The sequence below is a fragment of the Edwardsiella piscicida genome, assembly GCF_001896205.1.
GTDB classification, from domain to species: domain Bacteria; phylum Pseudomonadota; class Gammaproteobacteria; order Enterobacterales; family Enterobacteriaceae; genus Edwardsiella; species Edwardsiella piscicida.
In genome coordinates this window covers 2,783,205-2,794,637 of the sequence record NZ_MPNU01000001.1, presented here as the reverse complement: position 1 = coordinate 2,794,637, position 11,433 = coordinate 2,783,205, and the positions used below count along the sequence as shown (strand labels likewise).

Genomic DNA, 11,433 nt, shown 5'->3' with positions numbered 1-11,433 from the left:
TGTAGTGTCCGGCGGGACGGTTGCCGGGAGCACCATTACATCGGCCCTGATCCCGGCGTTGGGGACGGGGCTGACCACGGCGATAGAGAAGAGCACCGGTGGGTTACAGCAGCAAAAAGTTGCATTTTTTGAGGCGATGACTGCGCAGGCCGAGCACGCGCAAGGAGTCATCAGCGGCATAAAGGCAACGCGAGAGCAGGCCCAGGCTCAGGCAGATATCGCCCGTAAAACGATCGACGCAGCAACTGCTCAGCGTGAGCAGGCGTTCGCGCTGGATGAGTATTTAGCGAATCAGTCTCAGGTCAATAAGGAATATGGCATCCTGCTTTCTTATGAAAAAGAGCATGAGCAAAATGCCAGGGTGATCGCTGAGGCTAACCTCGCTGAGGCCAACGCCAAGAAAAAGCTGGTTGCGGCCAATTTGCAGATGGTGGAGTTGGATTCCACCGAAGCGACAGCAAAGAAACAACTGGCAGCTGCAACGGATCAGTTATCCGCCGCCAATCAGGAGCTGTCGTTTAGTCAGCGCATGGCAGCCAGTAGCGCTGGCATGTTGCGTGGGGCGATGTCTCTTTTGGGCGGTCCCGTTGGTATCGGCATTATGGCGGCATCGGCTGCAGTCACGATGCTGTACTCAGCGTATAACACCGCCGAAATGGAGGCGCAAAAGTTCAATGCTGCGCTGATGAAAAGCGGCATGCAGTCTGTAATGACGGTTTCTGATCTGCGTCGGTTAGCCACCCAACTTGGCGGGACAGAGAGCGCTATGAAGGGGGTTCAGGCGGCGGTATCCGCTGGGTTCTCCGGGGGGGCATTGACTGAGGTTGCCGATCTGGCCAGGCAGATAGATGAAGCCGGCGGTAGTGCGGATGAGTTGGTCAGCCAGCTGAGCGCCCTGCGTGATGATCCGCTACGTGCCATGGAACAGTTGACGCAGCAGGGCGTGGTGTTAAATGAAACCATCATTCAGCAGATTGCCGCGCTGGAGCGCCGGGGGGAAAAGGTCGCTGCCGGTGATCTGGCGCAAAAGGAGGCGGCAGAGGCGGCCAAGCGCAATCTGGAAGAGCAGAAGCGCCTGACAGATGAACAGACCGAGTCGCTGAAGCACCTGGCGTTGGGCTGGCGCGGCGCCAACGTTGCGATGGGGGAGTTTGGTCTGTTATCTGCGCAGATACCGCAGATTAAGGCCGCCTCATCCTCCGCGGCCGATGATAAGGCAAAAGCCGAAGAGCGAACCCGTAAACTCAAGGATGAGCAGCAGCAGGCATTAGAAACACTGCGCACGGAAAGTCAGATCGCGGCTGTGATGAAAGCGGGCGCCGATAAGAAAGTCGAGGCTATCAAACTCACCGATGCAATCAACGCCCGCTATAAAGCAGGCAGGATGACGGCTGACGAGTATGCACAGGCGTTGAAAGGCGTCGATAAGATGTATAGCGAACGCCAGAAGAAAGCAACGGGAGCTCATAAGGATGATGAGGCCACTCGCCGCTTGGCGGAGTTAAAGCAGCAGGAGGTGGTGCTGCGCCAGCAGAATACGACGACTGAAGATCTGACCGCCGCTGAGAAAAAGCTGTTGGCCTTTAATCAGGAAATGGCAGAGATAAAAAGCAAACGGATACTGACAGCCAGTCAGAAGAGCTTGCTGAACGCCGAGGCCCAACTACGCGCCCAGCTGCAGATCAACGTCAGCCTGGAGAAAGCCGCGCAGCAGCATCAGATTGCGTTGAAAGCCCAGGAGCAGATGCGTGATGTGGCCGAATCTACCCGCCAGTTGCAGCAGGAGCATAACAACAAAATTGCGCAGATGAGCATGACCCCAGCCGCCTATGATCAGATGGTTGAGATCCAGCGCATTCAGGACGATTTTCGGAAGCGGAGAGAGCAATTAGATAAGTTATTCAATGATAAGAGCTCGAAGTGGTATTTAGATAGGGTAGAGCAGCTCCGCAATGCTGAAAGTGCGCAGCTGGCTATAGTTCAGGCTAGTAACGATAAAAAAGTTACGATTGAAGCCGATGGCTATGAGGGGATGAAAAAAGGGCTGCAGGACTGGCAAGAGGCTGCAGGTAACTCCTTTAGTCTGGCGCAGGATGCGGCGATGAATACCATGAACTCGATGGGGGATGCGGTAGCGAACTTTGTCGTGAAGGGTAAGGGCGATTTCCGCTCCTTTGCAACCTCAGTATTATCTGATATTGCCGCTATGATGGCAAAAATGGCCATATTTAATTTGGTTAAAGCCGGAACCAGTCTCATGGGGTGGGCCAGTGGTGGCTATACCGGTGATGGCGGAAAGCATGACGTTGCAGGTGTCGTTCACCGAGGAGAATGGGTTGTCCCTCAAGAGGTGGTAAAGCAACCGGGTATGTTGGGCTTTCTCAATCAACTGACTTATGGAAAGGGTTATGCTGATGGGGGGTTGGTTGGGGGGAGATCGCCATCGACGCCATCACCCTCTGCGTCAGTGGCAACGCCAAAGGCGCCGATTACGCTGAGCATTTCGGTTCCTATATCAGTGCATCAAGACAAAGGTGATGTCGATAATACGCAGCAGCCGGCTTTCACGAAGGAGGTTAAACAGTGGGTGATCGGCACGGTAGAGGCTAAGTTGCAAGATGCAATGCGTGATGGCGGCGATCTGGATCAGTTCGTCCGGCGTCGGTCTTAGCGTTTTCTCCTGGATTGTGCCAGTATTCGGGCACAACACAGATAGGAGGCGTTATGAGAAAATTAATATTGTTAGTCCTATGTGGTGTGTCGGCGTTTGTTTCGACATCTGTCATGGCGAGGGAGCTGGTGCAATCAGAAAAGCAAGTGATTATTGGTGTAATCAGCTCTCAACTTAAAGATCCAGACAGTGCCAAATATATTTGGCAAGATTACAAAGGCGGTGATACATACTGTGGATATGTTAACTCTAAAAATTCATATGGTGGATATGTTGGGAATACGCCTATTATCTTAGAGGTAAGAAAGAATAAAAGTGGCGTGATAAATTGGGCGCAAGGTATGGTGACTAATGATTCTATATTTTTCCCAACATGTACGGACGCCGGTTATAAAATATAAGTAATTCTATCTATCTAACCCGCCATTCGGCGGGTTTTTACTATTGAGATAAATAAATATGGATACTTTTCACTGGTCGCCACGGCCAGCTATGGGGGCGTCCATTAAGCCCAGCGTTACGGTGGTTAAATTTGGCGATGGCTATGAGCAGCGGCGGCCAGCTGGCATTAACCATATCCTGGAGAGCTATTCCCCGGTATTCCGCGTTAGCCATGACGAGTTTAGGGAGATCGAAGCGTTTTTCCGTCGTCAAGGTGCAGTAAAGGCGTTCCTGTGGCGCTCTCCACAGAGGCACGTCCTGATCCGTGTGGTATGCCGTGAATGGTCTGAGCAGGTCTATAACAACTATGTTGACGTATCCTGCAAGTTCGATCAGGTGGCGGCATAAGGAGGCTGTATGCAAGATATCCCTCAAGGCACACTGAGACAGCTGGGGGAGTTTACGCAAAATCCCCACCTCGATTTGTGGGAGATCGATCTCACCCCATTTGGCGGTACACGCTTCTTTTTCCACGATGGGGTTAATGAGCGCGGAAAGGCTATTATCTGGCAGGGGCGTAAATATGAACCATACCCTGCCGGTGGTGATGGATTTGAGTTTAACGGCAAGGGGCCCGGTAACCGCCCAACGATGAAGTTATCCAATCTGTTTGGCCTGATTACTGGGCTAGCAGAGGATTATGATGGCTTGGTTGGCGCTAGAGTAGTACGGAGACAGGTCTATGCCTGCTTTTTGGATGAGGAGAACTTTGAGCGTGGGAATCCTACGGCAGATCCCACCGAGGAGGTTGTATCTCGCTATGAGGTTCAGCAGCTGTCGGAGCTAACCTGTGAGTGGGCTATATTCACGCTCTCTATTCCGACAGAGACTGATGGCGCTCAGTTCCCTGGCAGGACCATGTTGGCGGACATTTGCTCCTGGGTATATCGCTCTGATGAGTGTGGTTACCGGGGGGCGGCTGTGGCCGATGAGTTTGATAAACCGACTAGCGATCCGCTCAAAGACAAGTGTGGGAAGTGCCGTAAATCGTGTGATCTGCGTAATAACATGGGCCGCTTTGGTGGATTCCTGTCGATCAGTAAGCTATCGAGGTGAACCCACCTTGGTGGGCTTTTTTCATTGGGAGTCATATGGTTGATGATCTCATCGCGTACGCCAGCCAATGCGCGCCTATGGAGGCGTGCGGTTATGTAGTACGCACACAACAAGGTGATATTTTCCTGCCGGCTGAGAATCGTTCGATTGAGCCAACGCAGTATTTTCGAATGACGCCAGAGGACTTTTTGACGGCACAGACCAAAGGCGATGTTATCGCGCTGGTGCATAGCCACCCGGATGGCCCCCCGCATTTAAGCTCTGCAGATCGGTTACTCCAAGTACAAAGTGCTTTGCCTTGGTGGTTGGTCTGTGATGGTTCAGTCCAGAGATTCCGCTGCGTTCCGCCGTTGTTGGGCAGGCAATTTGAACATGGCGTGATGGACTGTTACACCCTGTTCCAGGATGCCTATCATCTGGCTGGAATCGCTATGCCGGATTTTCCTCGTGAGGATGATTGGTGGCGACATGGGCAAAATCTCTATCTGGATAATATGGCGGCCACAGGATTCAGGCAGGTCAAAGGTGCGGCACAGGCAGGTGACATTATGCTGTTCTGCTATGGCTGCTCTGTCGCTAACCACGCCGCCATTTACTGTGGTGGGCAGACCATCCTGCATCACCTTCCAAACCAACTCAGCAAGCGAGAGGAGTTAACCGGATCATGGCAACGACGCATACACAGCCTGTGGCGACATGCGGAATGGCAACCTTCCTCCTTCACGGGGATCTGCAACGATTTGGCCGCAGAATTCCATTACAGGTCATGACGGCAGCTGAGGGGCTCCACGCCTTGCTAGTGCAGGTTAGTGGTTTACGTCAGCACTTACGCGCAGGGTGGTATCAGGTGCGTATTGCGGGTCATGATGTGGCACCAGACAAAGTAATGCAGCGTTTGCATGAGCCACTTCCCATCGGGGCGATTGTGCATATCGTCCCGCGTATGGAGGGCGCGGCGAAAGGCGGTATCTTCCAGTTTATTGCTGGTGCCGTACTCACTACCGTTGGTTTATTGACATCTTGGACAGGGATTAGCTCAGCCCTTACAGCGGCGGGTATCGGGATGATGTTGGGAGGTGTTGCTCAAATGCTGACGCCAACACCTCGGACGCCAGCGTCATCACAGAGCGATAACGGAAAGGGTAACAGTTATTTCTCTAACCTGGATAATGCTGTTTCACAGGGAAATGTCATGCCCATTCCCTATGGCGAGATCCTCACCGGGTCGCGGGTTATATCGCAGTCTGTCAGTGTATGGGATGGCAACGGTGATACCGATGTCGATCTCGGTAAGGCTGGTCAGAAGTTATAATTTTCGCGCTATTCAATAAGCCACCTTCGGGTGGTTTTTCTGTTTCTGGAGCACAGACCATGGGAAAAGGTGGGGGCGAGCAGCATACGCCTTATGAACAACCCGATAGCCTGAAATCAAAGCAGAAGGTTTCAATTATCGATGCGATCGGTGAAGGGCCAATCGAGGGACCGGTTAATGGCCTGCAGAGTGTCCTGCTGAAAATGACGCCGGCGGTGGACAGTAACGGCAACAGTAACGTGAATGGCATGAGCCTGCAGTGGGTAGCTGGTGAGAACGAGCAGCCGGCACTGAAAGGGTTTGAAGGGTCGGGAACGGAGGTGCCGGTAAACGCTGAAATTAAAAACGGCGCACCGTTGACTCGCACCATTACCTCTACAAACATTGACCGCCTGCGCTTTACGTTTGGTGTGCAGTCCTTGGTGCAGGTTAAGGACAACGGCGACCGTGTTGGAACGTCAGTTGATTTGCAGATCCAGATTATGCGGGATAAGGCGTGGGTGACAGAGCGAAACATTACGATCTCTGGGAAAACAACATCGCAATATCTGAATGCGTTGGTGATCGACGATCTCCCGCCGCGTCCGTTTGATATCAGAATGGTGAGAAATACACCTAACAGCAGCAGCGACACACTACAAAACAAAACGCTGTGGGCCAGTTACACCGAGATTATTGACGTACAACAGCAGTATCCCAATACGGCAGTTGTCGGGTTGACATTTGACAGTGAGCAGTACGGTAGTGAAATCCCAAGTCGTAACTATCACATCCGTGGGCGCATTGTGCAAATCCCCGCGAATTATAACCCGCTGACCAGGGAGTATAGCGGTATATGGGATGGCTCATTCAAACCAGGATGGACAGATAATCCTGCTTGGTGTCTATACGATGTGCTGACCCATCCCCGCTATGGTCTCGGTAAAAAAATTGGCTCAGTTATTGTGGATAAATGGGCTCTTTACGCAATAGGACAATATGCTGATGCCATGGTGCCCAATGGTTATGGCGGTGACGAGCCGCGTATGCGCTGTAATGGGTATATTACCGATCGCCGTTCTGCTTATGAGGTGATTAGCGATTTCTGCTCCATCATGCGGTGTATGCCCGTCTGGAACGGTCAGCAACTTACCTTTATTCAGGATCGCCCCGCTGATTGCGTTTGGCCCTATACCAATGCCAATGTGGTAGATGGTAAGTTTTCGTATACCTTTAGCCCAAAATCATCTAGGCATAATGCGGTACTCGTTCGTTGGATTAACCCTGACAACGGGTGGAAAGAGGATTTTGAGTATGTATCAGATGATTTATCGATTGCTGCTAATGGGTTGAATCAGATCGATGTCGACGCCTTTTGCTGTACAAGCAGAGGACAAGCGCATCGACATGGCCTGTGGATTTTAACGACGGAAAAACTTGAGGTGCAAACCGTATCTTTCAAAGTCGGTGCTGACGGGCTCAAGCATTTACCGGGTGATGTGATCGAGGTCGCTGATAATGACTATGCCGCTAACCAGATTGGCGGGCGATTGCTTCATGTTGATGTTGCGCGGCGGACTATTACCTTGGATAGGGCCGTCACTCTGCCAAACGGTAAGGTTACCGTAAACACTATTGGTGATGATGGTCGTCCTGTTCGCCTGGATGTTGAAGGGCATCCGGCCCCTGATACGCTGTTGTTAAAGCGTATCCCCGTCGGGCTAAAAGAGTTTGGCGTGTGGTCATTGCTGTTGCCGTCCCTGCGTCAGCGTTTATATCGTTGCATATCTATCAAGGATAATCGAGACGGCACTTATAGCGTTGTGGCCATTCAACATGTCCCAGAGAAAGAGGCAATTGTTGATAATGGTGCTAACTTTGACCCCAAACCAGGCTCAGATAGCTCCTCTATTCCTCCAGCCGTAGAGCATCTCGCTGTAGAGGTAACCCCGGACGATGGTCAATACCAGGCCATTGCGCGGTGGGATACGCCAAGGGTAGTTAGCGGTGTGCAGTTTGAGCTAAAACTGAATCGCTCTGATCGTGTTGTCGGAACGCAGACAACCTCCGATATGGAATATCGTTTTTCATTACTTCCTCTCGGTAAATATGAGTTGTCTGTAAGAGCAATTAACCAGTTCGGTCAGAAAGGTGATCCATCCTCTGTGGCGTTCAATATATCTGAACCGGAGGCGCCAGCATTTATTGAGTTAACGCCAGGCTATTTTCAGATAACGGTTAATCCGCGTCTTAGTTATTACCAGAAAGATACGCAGTTCGAATTTTGGTTTTCTGAAAATCGAATTGTTGATGTACGGCAGATCGAATCACAAGCATCGCGGTTGGGGATCGCGAGTTATTGGGTAAAAGATCAGTTGTTGAAGTTAGGTACAGATTATTACTTTTATGTTCGCAGTGTTAATCAGGTTGGAAAGTCTGTTTTCGTTGAGGCTGTTGGTCAGGTAAATAGTGATGCTGATGGTGTCCTCGATATTCTGAAAGACAAAATCACCTCTGACCAAATGACGCAGGATTTTCTGAAAGGCATTGATAATAATCTGGTGCGTGATGAGTTTAATAAAGCTCTGGATGATTCAGAAGCTAAAGTTGATCAGGCGCTGACGGTTCTGGAGTCTGCTGTTGGTGACTCTAAGGCTCAATTGCAGGCGTTGTCTCAGACTGTTGCGACGGAGGATGCTGCGTTATCTCAGAAGATTGATAACGTTAATGCTCAGGTCGGTGAAAATGCTTCTGCTGTCCAGGTGATTTCTAAGGCGCAGGCAGATCTTAAGGGCGATGTGTCTGCCATGTGGTCAATGCAGGTTCAGACCACACAAGACGGTAAAAAGGTTATTGCCGGGATTCAGGCCACGGCTGAGGGAGGTGTTGGCCAAGTGCTGATACTTGCCGATCGTTTTGCCGTTATGAATCCCAATAATGGCAGCGAGTTGTTGCCTTTCATCATTCAGAATGGCCAGGTTATTATTGATGAGGCTTTTATGAAATCACTCAATATTAACGATAGGTTTATTGTTACTCCAGATGGACAGCTCACCATTCGATCTCACAAAGATAGCCACGTTGGTTTAATGATGGATAGCGATCTGATACAGATTAATGATGAATCAGGCCGGCCAGTTATAAAATTGGGAGATTTGAGGAAAACGCTGGTATGAGTGACTATGGTCTGAGAATTTTTCGTGATGATGGTTCATTCCTAACGCTGAACAGCGAGACAACCGTATCAAAAATTTTGGGAGTATCAAGAGTTCCTGGTGATGGCTTAAATCTCGCCAAGGCGCCATTCAATACAGGTGTCGTTATTCCTGATGGGTACGATTACTATTGCTGGAATAGTGCCCCCATCGCTGGTTATGACAGGTTATCGATAGGAGGGCCGTGGGGGTTTCATCGGAGATACTCGCGCCTTGATGGCGCAAGGCGAGTGCTTATAGATACAACCAATACCGCCGATTATCGTATTCCTGCCCTGTTTTATGCTGTCATTGCGTGGCCGACTAAAACGCAGCAGAAAGCCACATATGGTTTGGAAGTGTTAAATGGGTCTGCATTATTTAGGTTGACAGGTGATACATCATTTAGCACTGAGCTTTTCAGAGGAGAGGTAACCATAGATTACGGATGGGCTCCGTCCAGAATCAACCCAGCATTTAATCGATATAACTCTGTGGTATTTTTCTATACTACTGATCCTAATGTTTGTATATCGTGCCATGAGGAACCGCAGCAAATAAATTTTTACCCGGTAGATATCAGTAATGCGGCGCCAAGATCTGTTCGTGCTAAAGTTGTTATCTTTGGTACAGGAAATGGAGGTGGCGGGCTTCAACGTGATACCTATGGCCTTGAGCTATACAATAATGGCGTGCTGGCCTATAACTCAGGGTGGCGTATGCTAACACGACCAATACTATTAAATATGAATGGCATGGCTCAAAATAGTATGACCGGGGTTTCCGGCGTTCGCAGGCCAATGTATATGCCTACTGGTGTTGGTCAGTGTGGGGTTCGCAAGCTATATCAGCGTAGCGATGGCTTTTCGATCGGCGCAGCAATGGGGCGGGTTTCTGGTGAGTTTGCTCATTCATCGCCATGGTTTGTTGGTGACTCGCCATTGATGGTACTCGACGCAGAAGATTACTTCTCCTTTTAACTTCCTCCCTTATTTCTACTATTTCACATTAACCCTTCATAAAAGGATCTGGTATGCGTGTATGCATTTTATGTCCTGCTATTTTGCTTTTTGCTGCTGGTATGGCCCAAGCGAGTTCAGGTGATTCAACAATAACGCTGAATTATATACAGCAATCGAATATCCAGGTTGAGAAAGATCTGGTTGAGTTTAAGCAGATTACAGATCAGTTTATTGGATCTGAACACTTTGGTGCGTCCACGGCGCCATACCGCGATGCTGAAGGTGTTGCACTTTCCTATCGCTATGAGTTTACCGACTGCTGGGGCGTGATAGGGCGGCTAAGTTACACGGGATTACGCCGGGGAATGCAGATCCGGCGCGGGCATAATTATGGACCGGGTGTCCCTGTACTTGTTGATGGGCGTAGCCGTTCCCAGCGATGGGGGATCATGGCGGGTCCATCGTATCGAGTTACCGACAATCTCAGTTTATATGGGCTGGCGGGTGCCAGCGTTGATCGGCTGAGCTGGCATATTCAGGTGGATGATGGCGCTAACGATGCGCTTGGGACGGCTTTGCACACTGCGGAGCAGCAGTTAACCCGTGTATCGATGGCTTACGCCGCCGGAGTCCAGCTTAACGCTGGAGGTTATGTCCTGGACTTCTCATATACCGGTGTTGGCGGTGATGACCGCAGCCATGGCTTTTTGGTTGGGGTTGGTCTTATTTTTTAGAGTTTTGACATGACGGGTAAGTGTGGTGCGATTAAATGTTATTGGTTCGCTTTGCACTTTCTTATAAATCAATAAGATGTGTATTCATTTTGTTGTTTTCTCTCTATGGGGTGGAGAAAGCATCCACCTGTATCTATTCTTAATTAAAGAAAAGCCTAAGGATGGTTGAGATGAGATAAATGAATAAGAGAAAATATGTTTTTTTATTGTTTTTTATTTTTCCGATATGTGCTTTTGGTGCTGATGGTGCAGAGGACTCTGTTCCCGTGTTTACCACCCCGTGGTCTCGCCTTTTTTCTGGTTCAGAAGCGAGATTGTCTACAGCTATTACTTATAATGCACCATTGTCTAATCAAGACAAGTATATACCAGTAAGTTATACTGAGAGTGAGACCAAAAACATATATAACCAAAGAGTCTTTGTTAGTTTTCAGTACTCCCCATTAAGCTCTTTTTTTGCTAATTTGACGGTTAGGACACCATTGCAAAATATTAATCGTTATAGAGCTGATTTTGTTTATAGTTTTGGCTATGATGATTGGAGGCCAGGAACATTCAGCCTAGTATATAGCAATTATGGTGACAATAATAAATTCTTCCCACAAGAAGGTGATCGCAGAACAAAAATAGAGCAAGGAATGATTACTGCGGCATATAAGTTTTCGCTTCCGAACTCATGGAATAAAAATATATTGATATATCCTAGTGATAGCCTAACATGCCAAATAGGCTATTTATATGGCCCAAGATATTACTCGACACAAGAGAGTAGAATACGGAAAGGGAAGAGTGTATTGCTTGGAAGTTGCGGGTATACATTAAAACATAATTATTTTTTCAGGGTTTCGACGTTCTTTTACCCAGATAGATCTCAGCAACAACCATGGGATGCAGACTATACCTATAGCATTGGCTATGTTTCAGGTTATCAACCTGGTGATTTATCAATTTCATATAGTAACTATAGCGGAACACGGTATTTTTGGCGAGGTGATCGTAATGCTAACTTTCGAGATGGGACCATTAGTATTACTTGGACTCTCCCATTCTGAATAAATAGTCACTAAGTAACAGGGCCACCATC

Annotated in this window: 10 protein-coding genes; all 10 read left to right on the top strand. The window is 49.1% G+C overall.

Features of this window, described 5'->3' with window-relative positions; translation table 11 throughout:
• The coding region (locus BRD58_RS12780) for a phage tail tape measure protein (RefSeq protein WP_073383220.1) at positions 1-2,671 on the top strand (2,671 nt) is incomplete at its 5' end.
• Positions 2,672-2,724: 53 nt separating this feature from the next.
• On the top strand, positions 2,725-3,072 hold the full coding sequence (locus BRD58_RS17955; RefSeq protein WP_073383217.1) for a hypothetical protein: 348 nt from the start codon (positions 2,725-2,727) through the stop codon (positions 3,070-3,072).
• A 58-nt stretch (positions 3,073-3,130) separates the two neighbouring features.
• The gene (locus BRD58_RS12770; RefSeq protein ID WP_015461979.1) at positions 3,131-3,460 is read left to right on the top strand and encodes a phage tail protein; all 330 of its coding nucleotides are present in this window, start codon (positions 3,131-3,133) and stop codon (positions 3,458-3,460) included.
• Positions 3,461-3,469: 9 nt separating this feature from the next.
• Positions 3,470-4,168, top strand: coding sequence for a phage minor tail protein L (locus BRD58_RS12765; protein WP_073383213.1), 699 nt, complete (start codon positions 3,470-3,472; stop codon positions 4,166-4,168).
• 35 nt (positions 4,169-4,203) lie between these two features.
• Positions 4,204-4,938: a C40 family peptidase gene (locus BRD58_RS12760; protein WP_015461977.1), complete on the top strand. Its 735-nt coding sequence runs from the start codon at positions 4,204-4,206 to the stop codon at positions 4,936-4,938.
• Positions 4,833-5,480: a tail assembly protein gene (locus BRD58_RS12755; RefSeq protein WP_034168787.1), complete on the top strand. Its 648-nt coding sequence runs from the start codon at positions 4,833-4,835 to the stop codon at positions 5,478-5,480. The genes BRD58_RS12760 and BRD58_RS12755 overlap by 106 nt, the downstream gene beginning before the upstream one ends.
• A 59-nt stretch (positions 5,481-5,539) precedes the next feature.
• Positions 5,540-8,635: a phage tail protein gene (locus tag BRD58_RS12750; protein WP_073383209.1), complete on the top strand. Its 3,096-nt coding sequence runs from the start codon at positions 5,540-5,542 to the stop codon at positions 8,633-8,635.
• On the top strand, positions 8,632-9,633 hold the full coding sequence (locus tag BRD58_RS12745; protein ID WP_073383205.1) for a hypothetical protein: 1,002 nt from the start codon (positions 8,632-8,634) through the stop codon (positions 9,631-9,633). The genes BRD58_RS12750 and BRD58_RS12745 overlap by 4 nt, the downstream gene beginning before the upstream one ends.
• 53 nt (positions 9,634-9,686) lie before the next feature.
• Entirely contained in the window at positions 9,687-10,349 is a 663-nt protein-coding gene (locus BRD58_RS12740) for an Ail/Lom family outer membrane beta-barrel protein (RefSeq protein ID WP_034162697.1), read from the top strand.
• Positions 10,350-10,528: 179 nt separating this feature from the next.
• The gene (locus BRD58_RS12735; protein ID WP_071881868.1) at positions 10,529-11,401 is read left to right on the top strand and encodes a hypothetical protein; all 873 of its coding nucleotides are present in this window, start codon (positions 10,529-10,531) and stop codon (positions 11,399-11,401) included.
• The last annotated feature ends 32 nt before the right edge of the window (positions 11,402-11,433 follow it).

What these genes read in the sequence shown, in the direction of transcription:
- BRD58_RS12750 (WP_073383209.1), top strand. Translation starts at nt 5,540, where the DNA reads ATGGGAAAAGGTGGGGGCGAGCAGCATACGCCTTATGAACAACCCGAT.
- BRD58_RS12740 (WP_034162697.1), top strand. Translation starts at nt 9,687, where the DNA reads ATGCGTGTATGCATTTTATGTCCTGCTATTTTGCTTTTTGCTGCTGGT.
- BRD58_RS12765 (WP_073383213.1), top strand. Translation starts at nt 3,470, where the DNA reads ATGCAAGATATCCCTCAAGGCACACTGAGACAGCTGGGGGAGTTTACG.
- BRD58_RS12735 (WP_071881868.1), top strand. Translation starts at nt 10,529, where the DNA reads ATGAATAAGAGAAAATATGTTTTTTTATTGTTTTTTATTTTTCCGATA.
- BRD58_RS12760 (WP_015461977.1), top strand. Translation starts at nt 4,204, where the DNA reads ATGGTTGATGATCTCATCGCGTACGCCAGCCAATGCGCGCCTATGGAG.
- BRD58_RS12770 (WP_015461979.1), top strand. Translation starts at nt 3,131, where the DNA reads ATGGATACTTTTCACTGGTCGCCACGGCCAGCTATGGGGGCGTCCATT.
- BRD58_RS12745 (WP_073383205.1), top strand. Translation starts at nt 8,632, where the DNA reads ATGAGTGACTATGGTCTGAGAATTTTTCGTGATGATGGTTCATTCCTA.
- BRD58_RS17955 (WP_073383217.1), top strand. Translation starts at nt 2,725, where the DNA reads ATGAGAAAATTAATATTGTTAGTCCTATGTGGTGTGTCGGCGTTTGTT.
- BRD58_RS12755 (WP_034168787.1), top strand. Translation starts at nt 4,833, where the DNA reads ATGGCAACGACGCATACACAGCCTGTGGCGACATGCGGAATGGCAACC.